We start from the raw sequence: 21877 nt of genomic DNA, 5'->3' as shown, positions 1-21877 counted from the left end.
CAATCTTCCCTCGAATGTACCCGTAGGCTAGGACACATGACTAACGAGCTTCAGCTACATCAAATCTCCGTCTCCGAGATGGACAATAACTGCTACCTCCTACAGGCGGGCGAAGAGGGCTTGCTTGTCGACGCCGCCGATGACGCCCCCGCAATCCTCGACATGGCCCGCAAGGCCGGAGTGAAAATCACCGCGGTGCTTACTACCCACCGCCACTGGGACCACGTGCGCGCACTCGAGGAGATTTTGTCCGAAACTGGCGCTACTCACTACGCCTCTTTCCTCGATTCCCCCGCCATCCCAGCTGAGGTAGACGTAGAGCTGCGCGAGGGCGATTCCATCGAGTTCGCGGGCCTTCAGCTCCCCATCATTATCTTGCGCGGCCACACCCCAGGCGGGGCGGCACTTGTTGCAAGCATCGATGGCGTCACCAACCTCTTCGTAGGCGATTCCCTCTTCCCCGGCGGCTTGGGCAAGACCACCTCTGAGGGCGACTTCGTACGCCTATATAAGGACGTCACCGCGCGCATCTTTGATGAGTTCCCCGACAATACGATCGTGCGCCCGGGACACGGCAAGTCCACGACCTTGGGCGAGGAGCGCCCCAAGCTTGGTGACTGGTGGGAACGCCGCTGGTGATCCAACGGCGAATTTCCGCGTACAATGGTCTAGCACACGATAGGTCTAGAACAACGAGCTAAGGAGCTTTAAGGACTATGATTCGCAAGCTTGCCCGCCCCATGCTGGCATCCGTATTTGTATGGGAAGGCGTAGACAACCTGCGCAACGCGTCCGAGCACGTGAAGGAAACCGAGGGTTTCCTCAAGACCGTGCGCAAGGCCGTTCCTTCTGAGTACCAGGGCTACATCCCCAATGACCCAGAACTAGTTACCCGCGCCATTGGCGGCGCGAAGGTAGGCGCCAGCTCCACCTTGGCTCTGGGCAAGGCACCGCGCACTTCCGCTGCGGTTCTGGCCGCCGCTACCCTGCCTAACCTGATTGGCAAGAACAACTTCTGGGCAGCAGACAACAAGGAAGACAAGGAATCCCGCCGCAACGGTTTCGTTACCAACACCGCTTTGCTCGGCGCCCTGTTTATCGCTACCCAGGACACCGAGGGCAAGCCTTCCCTGCGTTGGCGCGCACAGAAGGCCGGCAAGCGCACGAATGAGAAGATTCAGCAGGCACTGCCTACCAAGTCTGAATCCGAGCAGAAGCGCGAAGAGCTCTCTGCCCGTGCTAACGAGCTGTCTTCCAAGGCCGGCGACTGGATCAATGAGACCTCTGCCAAGGCACAGGCTTATGTAGACGACAACAAGGATGACTGGCAGTCCACCGGCCGCGGTCTGCTGGATACTGCAAAGTCCTATGTTGACGATGCCAAGACCTACGTAGAGGACAACAAGGACGATTGGCAGGAGTCTGGCCGCGGCTTGCTGGGCAACGCCAAGTCCTTCATCGAGGACTCGGTCGACAACGCCAAGACGTACGTTGAAGACAATAAGGGTGACTGGCTCGAGACCGCACAGGCTAATCGCGACATCGCCCGTACCCGTGCTGTGAAGGCAGCTACCAAGGCTCAGGCACGCGCCGACAAGGCCGTCGCCAAGCTGGATGGCGCCAAGTCCAAGCGCGCAAACAAGAAGGCCTCCAAGCACGCTGACAAGCTACAGCAGGAGGCAAATAAGAAGATTGAGGCAGCTATCAAGAAGCTGGAAAAGCGCTCTAAGTAGCCACATCTTCCTCGGCCGAGTATCTCGGCGATGACTCAACGGCCCAGCCTTATGCTGGGCCGTTGTTCTTTGTCACAGCAGGGTCTAAACTCATCTCTCCCCCTCGCCGGACAGCGTGCCCGGCACCTTCCACCCCATCAACGTCCAATCACCAAGGAGTCACGTGAACTCAGCATCCCAAAAGCACGCGGCGGCCGCAGGTTCCTCGGAGCGCGAAGCCATCGCTACGGAGCAAGATTATGTGGACGGCCTTTTCTCCCGCCTCGACGATGAGGTGGCTGCTGCAAATGAACGGCTCAATGAGGTGCAGGCGGACGTAGATCCCTCCACCCCGGACGCGGATGCCTTGGTACGCCGCGAAACGGAATACCACGGGCTCCAAGCCAAGCTGGATCGTCTCAATGTGGCACAGATGGGTTTGGTCTTTGGCCGCATCGACATCGATGCCCCAGGTGACAATCCCACCCCGGAAGGCCTAGACCGCCGCTACATCGGCCGCATGGGGCTCGATGCGCGTGAAGAGGACTATCGCACGCTACTGCTTGACTGGCGTGCCCCCATGGCACGGCCCTTCTATCTCGCTACTACCGCCCAGCCAGAAGGCGTGCACACCCGCCGCCAAATCCGCACCAAGGGGCGCACCGTCACTGGCATTCATGATGAAGTCCTTGCTGGCCCCGGCGTGCGTGAAGAAGAGGCCGGCGTAGCGAGCGAATCCGCTCTCTATCACGCCATGCAGCGAGCCCGCACGGGCCACATGGCTTCCATTGTGGAGACCATTCAGCGGGAGCAGGACGAGATTATCCGCGATAACACCCGCGGGGTGATGGTAGTAGAAGGCGGCCCCGGCACCGGTAAGACCGCAGTTGCGCTGCACCGCGTTGCCTATCTGCTCTATACCCACCGCGAGCTACTTTCTGCCACCGGCGTACTTATCGTCGGCCCCAATAGCAGCTTCTTGGACTATATTTCGCGCGTGCTCCCAGAACTGGGCGAGACCGGCGTGGTGCTCTCCACCATCGGCGGGCTCTTTCCTGGAATTGAGCCGGACCACGAAGAAGACCTCGTGGCTCGGGAAATCAAGGGCAGCGACGCCATGGTGGAAATCCTCTCCACTGCGGTCAAGGACTACCAGTTGCTTCCCGACGCCCCTCGCGAGCTGACCGTCGACGGCCTTACCTTAAGCGTCACACCACACATGGTGAAAAGCGCCCGCACACGTGCACGGCGCTCGCGCAAGCCGCACAATGAGGCGCGTGGTGCCTTCATCGAGCACCTCGTAGAGGACCTTGCCCAGCAAATGGCAGAAAAGGTCGGTGCCGATCCGCTTGGCGGAAAGAATCTCCTGTCGCGCGCCGATATCGATCAATTCCACGATGACCTTGCTGAGGACGCGGCCGTTACTGCCTTGATCGATGAGTTTTGGCCCGAACTACACCCCACCGATGTACTTGCTGCTCTAGTCTCCTCGCGCGAGCGCATCGCTTCTGCCGCGCACGGATATGACGAGGAAACCCAAGAAGCGCTCTACCGTGCAGAGGGGCGAGCATGGACGGATTCGGATGCGGCCTTGCTAGACGAGCTTGCCGTCCTCATCGGCCTACCCAACCCTGAAGAAAAGAAGGCAGCCGATGACGCCGCGTGGCGCGAGCAAGTGGCGGATGCGGAAGACGCATTGGATATCTTGTCTTCCTCCGAGTCCACAGATAACGACGATGACATGTTTGAAGCAGAAATCCTCTCTGCCCACGATGTCATCGACGCCGAAACCTTGGCGCACCGCCAGGAGGTACGCGATAAGCGCACCACTGCCCAACGCGCCCGCGAAGATCATACGTGGGCTTATGGTCACATCATCGTGGACGAAGCCCAGGAATTAACACCTATGGAGTGGCGAATGCTCTTCCGCCGCTGCCCTTCGCGGTGGATGACTTTGGTGGGTGATACCTCCCAGACTGGTTCCCCGGCAGGTGTTGATGACTGGGGCGAGGCCCTCGAGCCCTTCGTGGCTCAACGCTTCCGTCACCACTTCTTAACCGTCAACTATCGCACCCCGCAGCCCATTACGGAATTGGCCAATGGACTTTTGGAAATGATTAACCCTGACGCCATTCCGGCGACAGCCATCCGTGATGGGGTACAGGTGCGCCGGCTTGAGCAGGGCACCTACACCCCTGGAGTACACAGCGAAGAGGACGGCAGGCTCACAGCGGTTATTGACGCCGCCACGGCGGAGCGCTACAAGGGCCTCGAGTTTGACCACGTGGTCGTGCTCGATCCGCAGCGCATCGTGGATGCCTCCCCACAGGGATTGCAAAACCTCTATGTCTGCATCACTCGTGCTACTCAATCCCTCACGCTCGTTGGTGACTGCGGCGAAGTTCTTTAGGCTCCCGTAAGCTTTATGCCATGGCCTTATCTGACATCATGCGCAAAGCTGAAAGCTCACTTAACTCCATTACTTTGAAGCGCTCCAAACGGCGTGGATGGCAGCCCCTGATTGTGGGATATACAGGTTATGGCACCACCGATCAGGTGAGAATCTTCGGCCGCGTACTGATGCATGATCCTGATGAAGGCAAGAGGGATACGTGGGGTGAGCGCGGCTACCAGCAGTTTCTTACCATTCAAGTAGGACACCATGACGTTTCGGTGACTATTGGGGAAAAGACTGTCACCGGCACCACTGACCGCAACGGATACATTGACTTACTAATCCATGACCACGGATTAGAGCCCGGATGGCATACGGCAACAATCGAGGCCGCAAACGCGAATGCCGTGGAGGTCCAACTACTTATCGTTGATCCGGCGGCCAAGATCGGCATCGTTAGCGATATCGATGACACGGTGCTTGTCACGTGGCTGCCGCGCGCACTCACCGCGGCGTGGAATTCCTGGGCTAAGCGCCCTAGCAAGCGACAGCCGGTTCCCGGAATGGCCGAATTCTATGCTCAGCTACAGCAGCGCTTCCCCCAAGCCCCAGTGTTTTATCTTTCTACGGGCGCTTGGAATACCTTTGGCTCGCTCAAAAAATTCCTGTCTCACCATGGTTTCCCCACGGGTCCCATGCTGCTGACGGACTGGGGCCCAACGGAAACGGGACTTTTCCGCAGCGGTCAGGAGCACAAGCGTGTTCAGCTGCGCAATCTGCTCATTGCTTACCCGGATATGCAATGGATTCTCATTGGCGATGACGGACAGCATGATCCGCTCACCTACGGCGATGTGGCCAATGAGCATCCGGACCGGATCCACTCTGTGCTCATCCGCAATCTGAGCCCGCAAGAGCAGTTGCTCTCCCACGGCTCCCTGAGCCCTTTGGCTGATGCCAATGAGGAGGGCCACTTCTCTATCCCTTTGATTCAGGGCGCGAACGGCGACGCCATTGCCGCCGCATTCGACGCTGCACACCCTGCGGAGTAAGCTGCGCTTAACGACGAAACCCGCCTTGGCCTTCCAATAAGACCAAGGCGGGTTTTAATCACCGCAGTTAGCTGACGGTGTGAACGATCATTACATCGCAGTCAGACTGGCGAGCAACGTCTGCCGGCACGGAGCCCAGCAGGCGACCGGTCAGGGAGTTGATGCCGCGGTTGCCCACGATAAGCAGGTCAGCATCGTTATCGTTGACGATGGACATCAGGGCCTGCACTGGGGTGCCCGGGCGAACAGCGGTTTCTACCTTGGAAGCGCCGAACTTCTCAGCGTGTGCCTTAGCATCCTTGAGGTTTGCCTCCGCCTTCTCATCGCCCAAAATGGTTACGGAATCCTGGCGCAGGGTCTTGGAAGCCTGCTCCTGGTTTTCGTAGTAAGCACAACCGATAATCAGATTGGAATCGAATGCGGCAGCAATCTTAGCAGCTCGCTCTACAGCGAGGAGAGAAGACTTAGAACCGTCAGTACCGACAACGATCGTGTTGTAGTCGCTCATGATGACCTTTCTTTGTGGGTGTGTACCCGGAGTGTTTATTTAGCCTACAGAGGCATTACTGCCAGTGTAACAACGAAAAATGATTAACGTTTCTCGCTGGTATTAACTACGACGACGTCTACCTTTGACTTGTGGGTCAGTTCCGTTGGGACAGAACCGAAGACTCGACCACGAACGGAATTCACGCCGCGGTTTCCCACCACGAACAGGTCCACGTCATAGTCCTGGCCTACTTCCAACAAGGCTTTTACTGGGTCTCCAGATTTCCCTACGATTTCAATGTGTTCCGCACCCTCCGACTCGGCGATACGGGTGGCATTGGTCAGGTAGGTACCGGCCATGTCCTCACTTACAACGGGCAGACCGGCTTCGTCGCCCCTCGGAGCACCAAGCATGGATCCAGCGTGGTTATAAAAAGCTGAGATAATAATCAGCTTGGCGTCGTACGCCCGTGCCATGGACGCCGCAGCGCGGACCGCGCGCAGGGAGGTTTCAGAGCCATCGGTGCCGACGGCAATGTTTTTATAGGTAAGCATTATTCTCCTTGCAGTTGAACTACTTCACAGTGACAACTAAACGGCGCTTCTGGCACTTATCCAGTATAACTAGCGCAGCCCTTTAGAAAAGTACCCGCGGAGCCAATCATCACTTTCAGGGGGAGAAAACTAAATTCCCGCTTCCTTCAATCCACGCAATTCCTTCTTTAGATCAGCAATCTCATCGCGCAGGCGTCCAGCCAATTCGAATTTGAGCTCGCGCGCGGCGGCCCCCATTTGGGCCGAGAGGTCGTCGATAAGCGCCTGCACCTCATCGGTAGCCATGCTGGAAATGTCTCGCTTCTCCACCACTGCAGAGGGGTCGGAGTTGGTCTCCTCTTCCCCGCCGTCTTCATAGACCTGGTCAAGGATATCGGCAATCTTCTTCCGCAAAGGCTGCGGGTCAATGCCATGTTCCTTGTTATAGGCTATCTGCTTTTCGCGGCGTCGCTCCGTCTCCTCGATTGCCTCTTGCATGGAATCGGTGATTTTATCGGCATACATAATCACCTCGCCAGAGACGTTACGGGCAGCACGGCCAATGGTCTGGATGAGCGAGGTGGTAGAGCGCAAGAAACCTTCCTTGTCCGCATCCAAGATGGCAACGAGCGATACCTCGGGGAGGTCAAGGCCCTCACGCAGAAGGTTAATGCCCACCAGCACATCAAACTCGCCTAGGCGCAATTGCCGCAAGAGCTCGACGCGCTGCAAGGTATCGATATCCGAGTGCAAGTAGCGCACCTTAATCCCCTGCTCCAGCAGGTAATCGGTGAGGTCTTCTGCCATGCGCTTAGTCAGCGTAGTCACCAGTACACGCTCTTGCTGCGAAATGCGGGTGCGTACCTCATCAATAAGGTCATCAATCTGGCCCTTAGTGGGTTTGACGTTAACCTTCGGATCCACCAGACCAGTCGGGCGAATCACCTGCTCCACGTACTCACCGTCCGAGGACGTAAGTTCAAAGTCACCTGGGGTGGCAGACATATAGACGGTTTGTCCCACACGCTGTTCAAACTCATCAAAGGTCAGCGGGCGGTTATCCACTGCGGAGGGCAGCCGGAAACCGAACTCCACCAGGTTGCGCTTGCGGGACATATCTCCCTCGAACATGCCGCCGATCTGTGGGACCGTGACGTGGGACTCGTCAATGATGGTGAGAAAATCCTCGGGGAAGTAATCCAGCAGCGTTGCCGGTGCGGAGCCGGCCGGACGGCCATCGACGTGGCGGGAGTAGTTCTCGATGCCGGAGCAAAAACCTACCTGCTCGATCATTTCTAGATCGTATTCGGTGCGCATGCGAAGTCGTTGTGCCTCAAGCAGTTTGCCGCGGTTTTCTAGGTCTTCGAGGCGCTCGGCCAATTCCTCTTTGATGGCGGCTACGGCCTTTTCCATGCGTTCGGGTCCTGCCACGTAGTGGGTCGCGGGGAAGATACGCACCTCGTCTACTTCCTCGATGACATCGCCAGTGACGGGGTGAATGTAGTAGAGAGAATCAATATCATCACCGAAGAATTCAATGCGCACTGCGCGTTCCTCATAAGCCGGAATGATATCGACCGTGTCGCCCTTGGCACGGAATGTACCGCGGGTAAATCCCACGTCGTTGCGTTCGTATTGGATATCCACCAACAAACGCAGGAATCGGTCTCGGTCCAACTCCTCGTCCACGGAAATAATGACTGAGCGATCCAAATAGGACTGCGGGGTACCCAAGCCATAAATGCACGACACGGAGGACACAACCACCACGTCTCGGCGGGACAGCAGGGCCGAAGTAGCCGAGTGGCGCAGGCGCTCTACGTCCTCGTTGATGGACGAGTCCTTTTCAATATAGGTATCCGTCTGCGCAATATAAGCCTCTGGCTGGTAGTAGTCATAATAAGAAACGAAGTACTCCACCGCGTTATGCGGCAAGAGTTGACGTAGCTCGTTCGCTAGCTGCGCTGCCAGAGTCTTATTTGGTGCCATTACCAGCGTGGGCCGTTGCTGTTTTTCGATCAACCACGCAGCGGTGGCGGACTTACCTGTACCGGTAGCACCCATGAGTACGACATCGCGCTCGTCGCGGTTGAGGCGTTCATTGAGCTCTGCAATAGCAGCGGGCTGGTCGCCGGCCGGCTCGTATTCAGAGACAACCTGAAACTCACCTGGGGTGCGCTCGACCTCGCTGACGACGCGGTGCTCGGAATTTGGAATAAGAGGATGTTCAGCAGCAAAAGCCATGCCCACTACTCTACTGCTTATATGGCGCGGCTAGCTATGTTCACGGCAAGGAGTCCTGCGCGGTGCGCAGCCACTCTTCCAGCTCGCCGGTGGTCTCCCACAGCGCATAAACAGAAGACGTCTCTGGTCGCATCGCACTATTAATGCGGCGGCGCAGCCACGCTTTAGACTGCGGCGTATACAGGGGCGCAAGAGCCTCGCGGTGGATTCCTTCCGGCAGCGCATCAGCTTTCAGCTTCAACAAGGCGCCCAGTGCGATCATGGTTTCTGCGTCATCGGAGTCCATGGGCTCTTCGGCACATGACTTCTGAAAGGCTTTGAGATCGAAAGAGCCATCACGCAAGCTAGCGAGCAGTTCTCGCGCTGCGTGATTATCAAAAGGCCCAGTATCCCACGTTCCCACGGCGAGTAGCTTAAGACGCGAAAGTTAACGCAACTTCGAAACTGCGTAAACTCTAACCACCCAACGGTTAAAGTTTGGGTGACCCCGCGTCTATGACTCCGCTTCTATACGGTTCATGACCTCGGCCGCTCGCGCACGCAGCTGCTCCAGCGTGCCGTTGTTGTCAATGACGTGCGTGGCCGCGGCTAGTCTTACCTCATCCGTTACCTGCGCTGCTATGCGACGTCGCGCATCGTCCTCTTCCAGCCCGCGTGAAGTTACGAGGCGACGGACGCGCTCTTCGACGGCCACGTCGACCACGATGACGTAGTCCATGTCTTTGTCTAAACCGTTATCCACCAATAGCGGCATATCGTAAACGGCAAAGTCATAGCCTTCTTCACGTGCCTCCTCGAATTGGCGCTGCGTTTCCGCTTGGATGCGTGGATGGGTAATGGAGTTCAACAACTCGGTATGTTCCTTATCCACAAAGGCTCGCCGAGCTAATTCTTTGCGGTTGAGGCTGCCGTCCGCCAAGAGGATATCTTCTCCGAATGCTGCCGCCAGCTCCGCTAACGCAGGCCGCCCGGGCGTGACGACGTCGCGCGCAATGCCATCGGCGTCTACCACGCGCCACCCTCGTTCACGGCAGAGCGTTGCAACTGTTGACTTGCCACTGCCAATTCCGCCTGTAAGGCCAATGAGTTTCATGGCAGCCACCCTACGCGAAAAGGAACCCCGCCATACGCGTTGGTGCGGGGTTCCTCTGTCGCTATAGGTGTCAGCGTTTCTTTATTCCGCTGCTTCCTCCGGCTTCGGAGGAATGCGGAGCAACTCATCATTCGGAGTGACCTGGCCGGCTTCGCCGGAGACCGCGCCAAACTTGGTGGCGTTGGTAACTACGACCGGAGTAATCAAGTTATAGCCCTTGGAACGGATGAATTCCGGGTCAAAGCTAATCAACTTATCGCCCGCGGAAATGCGTTGCTTCTTTTCCACGTGCACGTCGAAGCCTTCGCCGCCCAGTTCCACGGTATCGAGGCCTACGTGGATGAGCAGTTGCACGCCGTTGTCGAGGCTTAGGCCTACCGCATGGCCGGACTTTTGAACGGTGAGCACCTTGCCGTCGGCAGGCGCATAGACGGTAGTGCCAGTTGGCTGGACTGCCATGCCAGGCCCTAGCTTTGCCCCAGCAAAGATAGGATCTGGGACTTCCGAAAGGTCAACTGCCTCGCCCTCCAGAGGGGAATCCAACACGATGTCCTCCTTGCCAGCCTGCTTGGCGGCAACACCAGTAGCAGCAGTGCCCGCAGCGCTGGCAGCAACGGCGCCACCCGCATTCGAGGACTCTCCCTTGTCGGCCTTGGTGGACTTAAACTCCGAACGAGCAGCTACGTCATCCACAGATTCGCCCTGTTCGCGGGCGATGCGCTCCAAGTCTGCCTGCTTTTCTTCTGCTGTGCGGTAGCCGAAGAACAGGGTCAGGAAGAAAGAGGTAAGGAATGCAGCCGTGATACCAAGTACGTAGCCCAGCTGCGGCGTCATAGCGCCAGTGGTCAACGCAGAAGTAAAGACGAAGGCCTCAGCGCGGACATCGAAGATACCGATGATTGCGCCGCCTACCGCACAACCTGGCAGCAACCGGTAGTAGCTGCGGCGGAAGCGCAACAAGATGCCATAGAGGGAAGGCTCAGACACGCCACCGAGGATGCCCGCTGCGAAGGCACCGATAGAAACCTGGCGCATGGCATTGTTCTTTTCCCTAAAGGAGATAACCATGACTGCGCCAACAACGCCGAAGCAGGCGAAGTTCCATGCGCCCATCGGGCCTTGGATGAAGTCGTAGCCGTAAGTTGCGATGTTCTGAATCATGATGACATTCAGCGGCCAGTGCAGGCCCATCGGAACGAGGAATGGGTACAGCAGCGGAATGACAATAGCCAGGATGAAAGGCGAGAAATCATTGATTTGGTACAGGACCCAGGAAATGCCATTGCCTACACCAATGCCGAACGGGCCGAGCAGGAAGGCCGTTGCCGGAATCATAATGAGCAAGGAGAAGAACGGCACGAAGACCATATGAACTGCACTCGGGATGATCTTCTTTAGTCCCTTTTCCACCCAGTACAGGCCGATTGCGGCCAAAATGGGCGGAAATACCTGGGAGCCGTAGGAATTGATGACCAGCGGCAGGCCAAATACGTTGACGGTATCGCCTTGCTCACCCAGCGACATAAATTCGGGGGTCAAAAGTGCCGCGGGAATAGCTGCGGAGACCCACATATTCGCGCCCAGCTTTTGGGCCGCGGTCGCACCGACCATTACGGGCAAGAAATAGAAGACCGACTGGAACATGGCATGAGCCAGGCGGAAGCCTTCTGGTTGCTCCTCCAGCGGTGCGCGGAAATCCTGGATGTGTGCCGTGTCCGCCAGAATGAGAAGCATGATGATGAGCGAGGCGCCCAGCAAAGCCCATAGGACGGGGCGGAAGGTATCGGAAAGGAACTCGAAGCAGTAATCTACCCAGTCATACTTACCGCGAACACCGTCATACTCCTTCTTGGAGGACGCCTCCTTGTCACCAGAAGCATGCACACCGGGTTGCTTGATGATCTCGTTGTAGTAGTCAGCAACGCCGCCGCCCATGACTACCTGGTAGCCGTGAGCACCCTGGGGCACGGTACCAAGCACCGCTGGGTCGCTATCGAGCTTTTCTTGGTCAACTTTCCCCGCATCGGCAAGTTGGAAGCGCAGGCGCGTCGCGCAGTGCGTCAGCGACGTGATGTTGTCGGCACCGCCGATACTTTCAACGATGTGGGTGGAAGTGTCCTTAATAGATGCCACTTCTTACTCCTCAGTTCAAATACCACTTATAACCAGTACTGCACTGGCTATAACGTCAGGTTTGAGTATAAGAGGATTCCCACATGAACAAAAGCCCGTTTTGTTGGCCTTCCAGGGACTTTTTCTACCTGGGAGTGCTTCACCGCTGGTCAACCACCTAGAGGCAACGATCATCCGGGCAAACGATTGCACAAACTGTCTAAAAGATCACAAAAGCCGCGCCCACCCCATCTAGGTGATGAAGTGGGCGCGGCCGTGAGCCAAGCCCTAAGGCTTAGCGGAAACTAAGCGGAAGCTTTAGTTGCCAGCGAGCTTGTCGCGCAGTGCAGCGAGCTGCTCGTCGGAAGCCAGGGAGCCGCCAACCTCTGCCTGAGTCTCGGATGCCGGAGCTGCATCGGAGGAATCAGAGGAGTAGTTGGAGGACTCTGCAGACTCAGCAGCCTCAGCGGCTGCGGCGCGGTTGCGCTCGATCTGAGCGGTGTGCAGGTTGAAGCGACGCTCGGACTCTGCGTAGCGTGCCTCCCAAGCCTGACGCTGCTCGTCGAAGCCTTCCTTCCACTCGTTGGTCTCAGGGTCGAAGCCCTCAGGGAAGACGTAGTTGCCCTGCTCGTCGTAGGAGTCAGCCATGCCGTACTTGGACGGATCGAACTCTTCGGTGTAGTCCTCGTCTGCCTGCTTAACGGACAGGGAGATACGACGACGCTCGAGATCGATGTCGATGACCTTGACCATAACTTCCTGGCCAACGGTGACAACCTGGTCCGGAACCTCGACGTGGCGCTGAGCCAGCTCGGAGATGTGAACCAGGCCCTCGATGCCCTCCTCGACGCGGACGAAGGCGCCGAACGGAACGAGCTTGGTGACCTTGCCCGGAACGATCTGGCCCACAGCGTGGGTGCGGGCGAATACGCGCCACGGATCTTCCTGGGTAGCCTTCAGGGACAGGGAAACGCGCTCGCGGTCCAGATCAACGTCCAGAACCTCAACGGTTACCTCGTCGCCAACGGTGACAACCTCAGATGGGTGGTCGATGTGCTTCCAGGACAGCTCGGAAACGTGAACCAGGCCGTCGACACCGCCGAGATCGACGAAGGCGCCGAAGTTGACGATGGAGGAAACAACGCCCTTGCGGACCTGGCCCTTCTGCAGCTGGTGCAGGAACTCGGAGCGAACCTCGGACTGGGTCTGCTCCAGGTACGCACGGCGGGACAGAACAACGTTGTTGCGCTGCTTGTCCAGCTCGATGATCTTTGCTTCCAGCTCCTGGCCGATGTACGGCTCCAAGTCACGGACGCGACGCATCTCAACGAGGGATGCAGGCAGGAAGCCACGCAGGCCGATATCCAGGATGAGGCCGCCCTTGACAACCTCGATAACGGTACCGGTAACAGGCTCTTCCTTGGCCTGCAGCTCCTCGATGGCGCCCCATGCGCGCTCGTACTGTGCACGCTTCTTGGACAGGATCAGGCGACCTTCCTTGTCCTCCTTGGTGAGAACAAGTGCGTCAACCTCATCGCCGACCTCAACAACCTCGTCCGGGTTGACGTCGTGCTTGATGGACAGCTCGCGGGAAGGGATAACGCCTTCGGTCTTGTATCCGATGTCCAGCAGTACCTCGTCGTGGTCAACCTTGACGACGGTACCCTCGACAATGTCACCATCGTTGAAGTACTTGATGGTGGCGTCTACAGCTGCGAGGAAGTCCTCTGCGGTTCCGATATCGTTAATCGCAACCTGCGGGGTGTTAGAAGATGGCATATTGAAAAAATGCTCCGAATAAATGTAGGAAATCGAAATTGGACAACTGCGCGTCTCTCGAAAAAAGCTTGCTAAGCTGCGCAAATGCAGCTAAAAAGAGGAATATTCGATCCCGCCTCGTGATTGCTTAAAGCCTTCCTACAGGGACTTAGAACAACCCGTGGCATAGACACGCCCGTCCAACACTACATCTGTCCAGCTAAAAGGGCAAATACACGGACCAACTATTTCGCAAAGGAATTTCTCCCACCGTGACTTCCCCCTCGCACGCAAACCAGGCCTACTGGGATAGCGACGCCGCCAATTACCACGCCGAGCACCCCGACTACCTTTCTTCCTTTTACTGGTGCCCAGAAATGCTCCACGAAGACCAAGCACACTTGCTAGGCGACGTCTCGGCTTCCTCCGTACTCGAAATTGGCTGCGGCTCCGCCCCGTGTACCGAATGGCTCCAGACACGCGCGCACTTCGCCACCGGCTTCGATATCTCCCGCGGCATGCTCAACCACGCTGGACCCGGGCTCCCCTTAACCCAGGCCGATGCACTCTCACTGCCCTACGCGACGGGCTCTTTCGACGCAGCCTTCTCGGCGTTCGGCGCCTTCCCTTTTCTTGCCAACCTTGATTTAGCCCTAAGTGAAGTCTCCCGTGTCCTCAAACCTGGCGGTAGGTTCGTCCTCTCGGCCAACCACCCCATGCGCTGGATATTCCCTGATGATCCCACCGATCTGACGGCCGATATCAGCTATTTCGATCGCGCTTATCTGGAGCAAGACCGCGATGGCAACCTGACCTATGCGGAATTTCATCGCACTATCGCGGATTGGTTTCAGGCTTTACAGGGCGAAGGCCCGTTCCTAATCGAGGACATCATCGAGCCCGAATGGCCTAGGGATCTCACCACTACGTGGGGCCAATGGTCGCCGGAGCGCGGCGAAATCTTCCCCGGCACGATTATTTTCGTCTGCCGGAATTGCCGCTAACCTATGGGCATGATTCTGGATCGAATTGGCCTTCTCTTGCGTCGCGGCCTCGCATGGTGGATCGACGCCTTCCTGGCAGCAGCCGTGATCGTTGTGGCGCGATGGGCAATCAATGCACTTGCCGACGCCCCCTTAACCGGCCAAGCCCTCGAGATTTACAACGCTGTGGCCCTCGCCCTAGTTTTTTATGCCTACCGCGTATGGGCCGAGGCCACTAAGGCCACTTCGCTAGGAAAATGGTCGCTCAAGCTGGAGATCATCGCTCCCCACCCCGGTGTGCGCGCGGCCTGCTTGCGCAATTCCTGGCTGTTACTTTCTATGCTCACACTGACGGGAGTGCCGTTTATTGTGCCGTTGTTACTCGGCGTCCTAAGCGTGAGTGTCCTCGCCTTCGGTCAAACACCGTTTGACATGCTGGCCAATTGCCTAGTCGAGCGCCGATCTCAGACGGACACGCCTTCTTTTCGCGGCACCAAGTAATACAGGAGCGCAAGGACTACCAGGACAGCGAACATCCAGGAAGATGGGAAGAGGAATGCTAGTGCCGTAGCTACCACCATCACCGCGGCGGCCGTTAGCCTCCTGACCTTCGGGTTGGGTGCGACGCGGGCGATGGTCATGGCGGCCACAACATACGACACCGCCAAAATTCCGTACCCGATTACACTCACCCTATATTCTGCAAGATACCGTTCGAGCCCGAAGTCAGCAATATCGGTGGCAGGAAAGGTTACTTGAATGGCCCAAAGGCTTTCAAAGACGCGGAGGGTCCACCTATTCGTCTTCTCTTCTAACGCCACGGCTCGGCAATTCCCTTCTTAGCTTTTCGACTTACACTCATAACTTTTTCCGCACAGAAAAGGCTACCTAAAAAAACTTAGTGCGCATCCCGCCACAACTTTTGAACTTTCCGCATTGCATAGCCGGGCATGCCCAAGTCCTCGATGGTTTGCTTATTCCACGTTCCACGGACCTGTCCTTCCACCACGATGGCGCGGCGAAATACCCCGCGGTTTCCAGGAACAAGTACCTCGTGGACTTCCTTCGTCATCGCAAAAAGACGGTCTTGATAACCCAAGATGTACTCGTCAAATGCTCCCAGCAGCAATACCGATTGCTTCTTTCGCGCTTCGGCCATTTCCACTATCTCAGCCGACACAAGGTCCTGGGAAACTTCGCCGCAGCGCATGATGTCCGGCGCGAGGTTTTCGGCTGCGGGCCGTATCAGTCTTTGTGGGAGCTTTGCCCACCAGGCAAAGTCGTGCAATGTTGCGGGACCGTGCGTTCGGAAGTACCGAGTCATCAGCTCCGCGGTCGCCGCGACTTTATCGCCGTTGAAGGTCTCCTCTAGCCCCGGCAGATCCACCGGTGTGATGAGCTGATCGGCTCCTGAATAGACGGCGTGACCGCTTTCCATTGCTACACGCACAACATGCCAAAAGGGTACGTCGGGCAACGCTGTTGCAGCCCGCTCCTTGAGCTCGGCGCGCGAAAGCGGATTCTCAATGAGCTTGGTTACCCCTGCTCGCAGCTCGGTATCACCCTTGCGCCCCTTCGCGCAGAGTTCGGTTATCCAGCCTATGTCCTTGATAGAAGCCGCGAAAAGCGTATTGCGCATGGGATACCCACGCACAATGTTTCCAGCATCTGAATGGTCTTTCGCCCGCAAGGCCAGTGACCGGCGCACCGAATGCAAGTCTTGGCCTTGCATGACGCCGAAGGCGCGGGCTGTCTCCTCAGCACTCTCCCACCGCCTCATGGTTAGGCCTTGCGAGGCGAGCCTCAAGCGTGCCTTTTCCCGGCGGGAGAATGTAACCGAGCTAGTGGGCTGCGGCATCCCAATCCTTGCCGGCTCCGGCGGAGACCTCTAGCGGCACGTTCAGCTCGATCGCTGAGTCCATCTCGCGCTCGAGAATCTCTCGAACTTCGTCCGCCTCACCGGGGGCGACTTCGACCACCAATTCATCGTGTACCTGAAGCAGCACGCGAGACTTCATCCCTTGCAGTGCGCGGTCTACGCGAATCATCGCCACCTTAATAATGTCAGCGGCAGTGCCCTGAATCGGTGCATTAAGCGCAGCGCGCTCCGCGTTCTCGCGTGCTAGGCGGTTATCGGAGTTTAGCTCTGGCAAGTAGCGGCGACGGCCGAAGAGCGTTGCCGTGTAACCATCCTTGCGGGCTTGGACCACGACTTCATCGAGGTACTTCTTCACGCCGCCAAAGCGCTCGAAGTAGCTTTCCATAATGGACTTTGCTTCCCCTGCCGGAATGCCCAATTGCTGGGATAGACCAAAGGCAGACAGCCCGTAGACCAACCCATAAGACATGGCCTTGACTCGGCGGCGCAGCTCGGGTGTCACCTGGTCAACGGGAACGTCAAAGACTCGAGAGCCAACATAGTTGTGCAGGTCTTCGCCTTCCTTGTAGGCCTCGATGAGGCCTGGATCGGCGGAGAGGTGCGCCATGACACGCATCTCAATCTGCGAGTAGTCCGCAGTCATGAGTTCATCGAAGCCATCGCCCACGATGAAGGCAGAACGGATCTGGCGGCCTGCTTCGGTGCGCACGGGGATGTTTTGCAGGTTGGGTTCGGTGGACGACAAGCGGCCGGTAGAGGCCACGGTTTGGTTAAACGTGGTGTGAATGCGGCCGTCAGGCTGCACGGTTTTGATGAGACCTTCCAAGGTGGTCTTCATCTTCTGGTACTCGCGGTGTGCCAAGAGGTGATCGAGGAAAGGGTGAGGGTTCTTAGCCGCGAGCTGTTCAATCTCCTTGGCCGCGGTGGAATAGCCCGTCTTCGTCTTCTTAGTCTTGGGCAGCTCGAAGGTCTCAAAGAGCACGGTTTGCAGCTGCTTCGGCGAGTTGAGGTTGAGTTTGTCATCGCCGGCAAGCTCGCGGGCGGCGCGCTCTTGTTCGGCAACCTGCTCTACAAAGGCATCCTTTTGTGTTTCGAGAATGTCAACGTCAACGGCAATACCGGTAGCCTCCATGCGCGCCAGGATGGTTACCAGCGGCAACTCGAGGTCGGTATAGAGCTCGAAAGAGTCAATCTCCTGTAGCTCCGCGGTGAGCCGTTCTGCCAGCTCCAAAATTGCCGCGGCCTGGTCAACCAGGGAGGAATCATCCAGGAGAGACAGCTGCTCCGTGGCGGCGCCGAGAGTCTTTTGGAGGTGGCGCTGGTAGACGTCGGCAAGCGCATAAGTGCGCTGACCTGGGCGAAGCAAGTAGGCAGCAAGGGCCGTGTCATGGGCAATGCCGGCCAGCTCTATCCCACGACCGGCAAGCATATGAAAGGCCGCCTTTGCCTCGTGGAAATACTTCGGCGCATCAGATGCCAACCACTGGGCTAGGGCCTTATCGTCCTCAGCAGAAAGATCGCCCAGCTCCACTTGCAGGCCGTGGCGTTCCTGGTCCACGAAAGCGATCGCAGAAGCGTCGCCTTGTCCCGGGTTTCCCTCGCCTTGGACATACACCGCAACATGCTCGCGGCCGGGCAACCACTGGGACAATGGCTCGTCATCGATGACCGTCTCTAGCTCTTGGACTTGCTCTGCCTGCTCTGCTGCCTCAGCGCCATCATTGGGAATGGCAGCCAGTACGCGATCGCGCAGGTTGGTACCAAACTCGAGGTCATCGAACTTGGCGGCTACATCGGCGACCCTGGCTTCTTTAAAGGCCAAGTCCTCGGGGCCGACCTCTAGGTCCATATCCGTAATCATCTGGGTGAGCTTGCGGTTCATCTGCACTTGTTCAATGCGCTCGCGGAAGTTATTGCCTACCACGCCCTTAATTTCCTCCGCGTGCTCTACCAAGGATGCCAAGTCCCCATACTTGACTATCCACTTGGTGGCGGTCTTCTCACCTACCTTTGGAATGCCCGGCAAATTATCGGAAGGATCGCCACGCAACGCGGCGAAGTCTGGGTACTGCGCGGGGGTGAGACCGTACTTCTCTTCTACCGCGGAAGGGGTAAAGCGGTGGAGCGTGGATACGCCCTTCATGGGATAGAGCACCGTCGTGGACTCATTAACCAACTGCAGGTAGTCACGGTCGCCGGTAACGATGAGAGTCTCATAGTCCTGTGCCTCGGTTGCGAGAGTAGCCAGAATGTCATCGGCCTCGAAATTCTCCCGGGACAGGGTGGTAATTCCCAGTACCTCGAGCACCTCGCGAATAAGGTCTACCTGACCCTTGAATTCCTCCGGCGCGGCCTCGCGCTGGGCTTTATAGTCCGGGAACATCTCAGTGCGGAAGGTCTTGCGCCCCACGTCGAATGCCACCGCAATGGCGTCGGGGGTCTCTTCCGCCACGATATTAGAGAGCATCGATAAGAAGCCATACACGGCATTAGTGTGCTGACCTCCCGAGGTGGAGAAATTATCCACCGGCAGGGCATAGAAGGCACGAAAGGCCATAGAGTGGCCGTCAATGAGCAGAAGTCGAGGCTGATTAGTAGTCACCTGCCCCATCCTAGAGAAGCACACCGACATCCGAACACCCCGGTGCAGATTATGTGGATGACGTGGGCATTCCCCCGCTGACACTACCCAATTAGGAATTCGCCTAGTGCCTGCGCTACTATTTTCACAGTCAAAGGCAGTCCGCCTTTGGAGAGTGCGCCCCTGTAGCCCAATTGGCAGAGGCAACGGATTCAAAACCCGTCCAGTGTGAGTTCGAGTCTCACCAGGGGCACTTTTCGTCACAACCCTCTGACCGGGAGTTTCCTGGTAGAGGGTTGTTTTTTCGTGTTACGAAACTGCAGTCATTGCGGGCTAAGGGGCAGAAAGTGTGTCTGGGATCGGGGATTTCTAGGGTCTGACCTGTATATTCTCGCAGAATATACGCTTTGAGAGCATATATCTGGCCTTGGCACGCCAAATCCACGGTGTGGTTGCCAACCTGTGGTAGTTGACGGCGGTGTGGTGGTTCAATGCCAAAGAATCAACCACACTCTCATTGGGGTGGAGATACCAAATGCAACGAATCGAACAGCTGAGGCTTCGACCGATGGCGCTATAGACCAGGTGATTCTCCGCCAACAAGAGTCCCCCGATGTCACCAGCGCAGCAGTGTTTTCCCAGCTCATCGCCTGCTGCGCTGCGCTGACAAGCTGAACAGCACTAGCTCAATGAATTGGCTCTAGTGTCGCGCACCTTGGGACGGTGTCGTAGTAGTTGCCGCTTGGCCGGCGTTTCCTAGCGCAGCGTCGGCCGTACTGATTAGCCCAACGATTAGGACTTCGCTGACACCTTCTACCCCCAGTCAGCCGTCCTGGAAGCTGGAAAATCTAACCCCGGAGACACACCGATCCAGACACACATTTTGACCCTTAACCCGTCATTGCGATCATTACGATCACTAGATGTTGTCAATTGTTGTCACGGAATCAGGCCCATAGATCCGCCATTTTCGCAGACACAGACCCTAAATCATCGTCAAAAAGGTCGGCATACGTGTTTAGTGCCATGGCGGCGTCCTCGTGCCCCAGCTGCCTGCTCACCACCAAAACGGTGGCCCCAGCACTGATCAGCAGCGACGCCGCGGTGTGCCGGAGTCCATGTGGGGTGATGTGTGGAAAACTAGGGTCTTCGGCCTGTAGACGTGCCACAGCCTCCGTAAACCAAGACCCCAAGCTCGGAAAGCGCATGGGAGTAGACGGGTCTCCAGGGCTGTGGAAAAGATACTCCCCTGGTCCCACAGCCGCAGCCCGTGCTCGAAGATCGTCAGCCACTACATCAGAAAATGCGACTGTACGGATTTTGCGTGTTTTTGGTGGCCCCACGACGATTTTCCACCCACGGTAGTAGCAGAACGCCGGACAACCAGCCTGCGAGTATTAAAACTGACGTCCTCGGGGGTGAGTCCGGCCAGCTCACCGAAACGCAGCCCTGTGGTCGCCAGTACCCGCATCTATAGGCTATGCGAAGTTTCCATAGCCAGAAATAGTACTCACCCATAAGAACGCTGATACGGCGAAAGCCGCAGCGAATGTGAAGGCAAAAGCACGCCATGATCGGTCGCTAAGCCGACCCTTTTTCAACATGTAGACAGACATGGCTAATACTCCCAACACCACCAATGAAGGTAGAGGTAGCCCATAGAAGACGAAAGGTATTGAAAGCCATGTGGACAGGACCACTCCGCCGTAAAGGGTTGCGACGCCCAAGACAATTCCAAAAAGTATTCCCGGAATGATCGTTCTTTCTTTCACAACAAATTCCTTACCAATCAGTTTATCTTGATCAGACCACCGTTTTTAGCCTGCGCATGACATTCATTGATGGCGCCCGCTTCATCTCCTTCGTGTCGCAATCCAATGTCTCGACCAATGGCATTGTCTGTTTGATCCATGTGCCCAGCTTCAGGAGAACCAGGATGGTCTGTTTTGTGGGCATCGCCAATTTTTCGTGCAAAATCTGCGTTAGCCCGGATCGTTGTCAGCACCTGCCACACACAATGCCTATCAGCGTCCTGAATGTTATCGTTCGTTACTTTGTTTGGAAACGTTTGCGAGGAAATACGTTCCGCGCGTTCGGAATACCTAGGCATGGTGGTAGATTACCTTTCTCCCCAACCCAACCGGGCTGGATATCAGGTGTCTATCTAACAGGGGTCAGGTCCTTTGCTACTTTTTGCCGCAATGGGGTTCCTTTCTAACCTTGGATGTTTTTATCAGTATTGGTTTTGTGAGATTTTTGGGTATTGGCGTTGTCAAATCGTTGTCGCAGAACGTGGCAACATAAATTACTCCCTGGTCAGACCCTTACATTACGTTAGTTGGTGTGAGTTCGAGTCTCACCAGGGGCACAAAGAGAAAACCTCGGACCTTTCTTACTGATTAGGTTCGAGGTCCTTTTAATGCTTCAGCCCTTCTCCTCGATTTCAGTTTGATCGGATACTTGGAAACGCTCGGGTGCTTTCAATCTTTCGATGCCCAAATAGCCCGCCAGAGCAAGGCAGGCTACCGCTTGCACAGACCGCACAACCGCCAAGCTAGGCAATTCCGCCCTAAGGACCAGATATCCGAATCCTATGGCTGAAAGAACTGAGTACACCCCCATAATCAGCGAACTATTCCCGTCTGACTTCTTCAGCATTTTCCTCAAATATACAAAGGACACTATCCACGACAGCGCTACCACTGAACGGATCAGTAGGAGCCCTCGCAGTATCCAACGCTCGACCTGTACATCTTCAATTCCGTTAAACGAATCTCGGTGAATCGAGACAAACGCGTCGGCATATTCATCAAACGAGACAATACACAGGACCACATTCAGGGCAGAAAGCGCAAGAACAAGAGCAATAGTTGCTAAGAACACCTTTTCACGGCGCCCATTTGCCCCCAGGCTACTTCCATCACTTCGTTGATCAGACATTCCTCAAGCCTCTACTCCCAAAAGACAGTGCCTCTAGGTTCACCCCAAACCTAGCTATTTACTTCTCCCCTAAGACAGTTACCACAAAGTTACATTACCAATACA

Annotated in this window: 20 protein-coding genes and 1 tRNA gene; 7 read left to right on the top strand and 14 right to left on the bottom strand. The window is 56.6% G+C overall.

The genetic code is table 11. The annotated features are described in order from the left end of the window. Positions 1-36: 36 nt before the first annotated feature. From MHY24_RS04785 to MHY24_RS04770, 4 genes are all read left to right on the top strand, one after another. Positions 37-639 (top strand): MBL fold metallo-hydrolase, encoded by a 603-nt coding sequence (locus MHY24_RS04785; RefSeq protein WP_204609214.1) that lies wholly within the window; start codon positions 37-39, stop codon positions 637-639. Positions 640-716: 77 nt separating this feature from the next. Continuing rightward, positions 717-1733 carry a DoxX family protein gene (locus tag MHY24_RS04780; protein ID WP_239228545.1) on the top strand — a complete coding sequence of 339 codons (1017 nt, stop codon included), beginning with the start codon at positions 717-719 and terminating at the stop codon, positions 1731-1733. 163 nt (positions 1734-1896) lie between these two features. Beyond that, positions 1897-4122, top strand: a complete 2226-nt coding sequence (locus tag MHY24_RS04775; protein ID WP_204609218.1) for a UvrD-helicase domain-containing protein — start codon at positions 1897-1899, stop codon at positions 4120-4122. A gap of 20 nt (positions 4123-4142) precedes the next feature. Then, positions 4143-5159, top strand: coding sequence for an App1 family protein (locus tag MHY24_RS04770; RefSeq protein ID WP_204609220.1), 1017 nt, complete (start codon positions 4143-4145; stop codon positions 5157-5159). A gap of 67 nt (positions 5160-5226) precedes the next feature. On the opposite strand, the gene MHY24_RS04765 is transcribed toward MHY24_RS04770, so the two are convergent. The 7 genes from MHY24_RS04765 to rpsA form a co-directional block, all read right to left on the bottom strand. Next, positions 5227-5667 (bottom strand): universal stress protein, encoded by a 441-nt coding sequence (locus tag MHY24_RS04765; RefSeq protein WP_204609222.1) that lies wholly within the window; start codon positions 5665-5667, stop codon positions 5227-5229. 83 nt (positions 5668-5750) lie between these two features. Beyond that, the gene (locus MHY24_RS04760; RefSeq protein ID WP_005323274.1) at positions 5751-6203 is read right to left on the bottom strand and encodes a universal stress protein; all 453 of its coding nucleotides are present in this window, start codon (positions 6201-6203) and stop codon (positions 5751-5753) included. Between the two features lie 129 nt (positions 6204-6332). Then, entirely contained in the window at positions 6333-8426 is a 2094-nt protein-coding gene (gene uvrB, locus MHY24_RS04755; protein WP_239228544.1) for an excinuclease ABC subunit UvrB, read from the bottom strand. A 40-nt stretch (positions 8427-8466) separates the two neighbouring features. Then, a complete protein-coding gene (locus MHY24_RS04750) occupies positions 8467-8829 on the bottom strand; it encodes a DUF4259 domain-containing protein (RefSeq protein ID WP_204609227.1) in 363 nt (120 codons plus the stop codon). A gap of 90 nt (positions 8830-8919) precedes the next feature. Next, positions 8920-9519 carry a dephospho-CoA kinase gene (gene coaE / locus MHY24_RS04745; protein WP_239228543.1) on the bottom strand — a complete coding sequence of 200 codons (600 nt, stop codon included), beginning with the start codon at positions 9517-9519 and terminating at the stop codon, positions 8920-8922. Between the two features lie 81 nt (positions 9520-9600). After that, on the bottom strand, positions 9601-11652 hold the full coding sequence (locus MHY24_RS04740; protein WP_239228541.1) for a glucose PTS transporter subunit IIA: 2052 nt from the start codon (positions 11650-11652) through the stop codon (positions 9601-9603). Positions 11653-11949: 297 nt separating this feature from the next. Then, positions 11950-13410: a 30S ribosomal protein S1 gene (rpsA, locus tag MHY24_RS04735; RefSeq protein WP_023021654.1), complete on the bottom strand. Its 1461-nt coding sequence runs from the start codon at positions 13408-13410 to the stop codon at positions 11950-11952. A gap of 251 nt (positions 13411-13661) precedes the next feature. On the opposite strand from rpsA, the gene MHY24_RS04730 reads away from it, so the two are divergent. Further along, on the top strand, positions 13662-14393 hold the full coding sequence (locus MHY24_RS04730; RefSeq protein WP_239191366.1) for a class I SAM-dependent methyltransferase: 732 nt from the start codon (positions 13662-13664) through the stop codon (positions 14391-14393). Positions 14394-14396: 3 nt separating this feature from the next. Beyond that, complete coding sequence (locus MHY24_RS04725; protein WP_239191368.1) at positions 14397-14873, top strand: RDD family protein; 477 nt, start codon at positions 14397-14399, stop codon at positions 14871-14873. On the opposite strand, the gene MHY24_RS04720 is transcribed toward MHY24_RS04725, so the two are convergent. The 3 genes from MHY24_RS04720 to polA all read right to left on the bottom strand — a co-directional run bounded on the left by MHY24_RS04720 (position 14837) and on the right by polA (position 18862). Further along, positions 14837-15034 carry a hypothetical protein gene (locus MHY24_RS04720; RefSeq protein WP_239228540.1) on the bottom strand — a complete coding sequence of 66 codons (198 nt, stop codon included), beginning with the start codon at positions 15032-15034 and terminating at the stop codon, positions 14837-14839. The genes MHY24_RS04725 and MHY24_RS04720 overlap by 37 nt on opposite strands. 236 nt (positions 15035-15270) lie before the next feature. Further along, positions 15271-16152, bottom strand: coding sequence for a crosslink repair DNA glycosylase YcaQ family protein (locus MHY24_RS04715; protein WP_239228539.1), 882 nt, complete (start codon positions 16150-16152; stop codon positions 15271-15273). A gap of 61 nt (positions 16153-16213) precedes the next feature. Next, entirely contained in the window at positions 16214-18862 is a 2649-nt protein-coding gene (gene polA, locus MHY24_RS04710; protein WP_239228538.1) for a DNA polymerase I, read from the bottom strand. A 149-nt stretch (positions 18863-19011) separates the two neighbouring features. Here polA and MHY24_RS04705 point away from each other — a divergent pair. Continuing rightward, positions 19012-19085, top strand: a tRNA-Leu gene (locus MHY24_RS04705). Between the two features lie 694 nt (positions 19086-19779). On the opposite strand, the gene MHY24_RS04700 is transcribed toward MHY24_RS04705, so the two are convergent. The 4 genes from MHY24_RS04700 to MHY24_RS04685 form a co-directional block, all read right to left on the bottom strand. Next, positions 19780-20175: a tyrosine-type recombinase/integrase gene (locus MHY24_RS04700; protein WP_367398052.1), complete on the bottom strand. Its 396-nt coding sequence runs from the start codon at positions 20173-20175 to the stop codon at positions 19780-19782. A gap of 135 nt (positions 20176-20310) precedes the next feature. Continuing rightward, positions 20311-20604 (bottom strand): hypothetical protein, encoded by a 294-nt coding sequence (locus MHY24_RS04695; protein ID WP_239228536.1) that lies wholly within the window; start codon positions 20602-20604, stop codon positions 20311-20313. A gap of 17 nt (positions 20605-20621) precedes the next feature. Beyond that, positions 20622-20942, bottom strand: coding sequence for a hypothetical protein (locus MHY24_RS04690; protein WP_239228534.1), 321 nt, complete (start codon positions 20940-20942; stop codon positions 20622-20624). A gap of 314 nt (positions 20943-21256) precedes the next feature. Continuing rightward, positions 21257-21772 carry a hypothetical protein gene (locus tag MHY24_RS04685; protein ID WP_239228533.1) on the bottom strand — a complete coding sequence of 172 codons (516 nt, stop codon included), beginning with the start codon at positions 21770-21772 and terminating at the stop codon, positions 21257-21259. Positions 21773-21877: the final 105 nt, after the last annotated feature.

Source organism: Corynebacterium sp. ACRPQ (assembly GCF_022347225.1).
Lineage (GTDB): Bacteria > Actinomycetota > Actinomycetes > Mycobacteriales > Mycobacteriaceae > Corynebacterium > Corynebacterium tuberculostearicum_D.
This window is presented reverse-complemented; position numbering and strand designations above follow the sequence as displayed.

Bases quoted from the DNA above. Each gene is read 5' to 3' on its own strand.
- MHY24_RS04770 (WP_204609220.1), top strand. From the start codon at position 4,143: ATGGCCTTATCTGACATCATGCGCAAAGCTGAAAGCTCACTTAACTCC.
- polA (WP_239228538.1), bottom strand. From the start codon at position 18,862: ATGGGGCAGGTGACTACTAATCAGCCTCGACTTCTGCTCATTGACGGC.
- MHY24_RS04725 (WP_239191368.1), top strand. From the start codon at position 14,397: ATGGGCATGATTCTGGATCGAATTGGCCTTCTCTTGCGTCGCGGCCTC.
- uvrB (WP_239228544.1), bottom strand. From the start codon at position 8,426: ATGGCTTTTGCTGCTGAACATCCTCTTATTCCAAATTCCGAGCACCGC.
- MHY24_RS04690 (WP_239228534.1), bottom strand. From the start codon at position 20,942: ATGCCTAGGTATTCCGAACGCGCGGAACGTATTTCCTCGCAAACGTTT.
- coaE (WP_239228543.1), bottom strand. From the start codon at position 9,519: ATGAAACTCATTGGCCTTACAGGCGGAATTGGCAGTGGCAAGTCAACA.
- MHY24_RS04715 (WP_239228539.1), bottom strand. From the start codon at position 16,152: ATGAGGCGGTGGGAGAGTGCTGAGGAGACAGCCCGCGCCTTCGGCGTC.
- MHY24_RS04760 (WP_005323274.1), bottom strand. From the start codon at position 6,203: ATGCTTACCTATAAAAACATTGCCGTCGGCACCGATGGCTCTGAAACC.
- rpsA (WP_023021654.1), bottom strand. From the start codon at position 13,410: ATGCCATCTTCTAACACCCCGCAGGTTGCGATTAACGATATCGGAACC.
- MHY24_RS04685 (WP_239228533.1), bottom strand. From the start codon at position 21,772: ATGTCTGATCAACGAAGTGATGGAAGTAGCCTGGGGGCAAATGGGCGC.
- MHY24_RS04765 (WP_204609222.1), bottom strand. From the start codon at position 5,667: ATGAGCGACTACAACACGATCGTTGTCGGTACTGACGGTTCTAAGTCT.
- MHY24_RS04785 (WP_204609214.1), top strand. From the start codon at position 37: ATGACTAACGAGCTTCAGCTACATCAAATCTCCGTCTCCGAGATGGAC.
- MHY24_RS04780 (WP_239228545.1), top strand. From the start codon at position 717: ATGATTCGCAAGCTTGCCCGCCCCATGCTGGCATCCGTATTTGTATGG.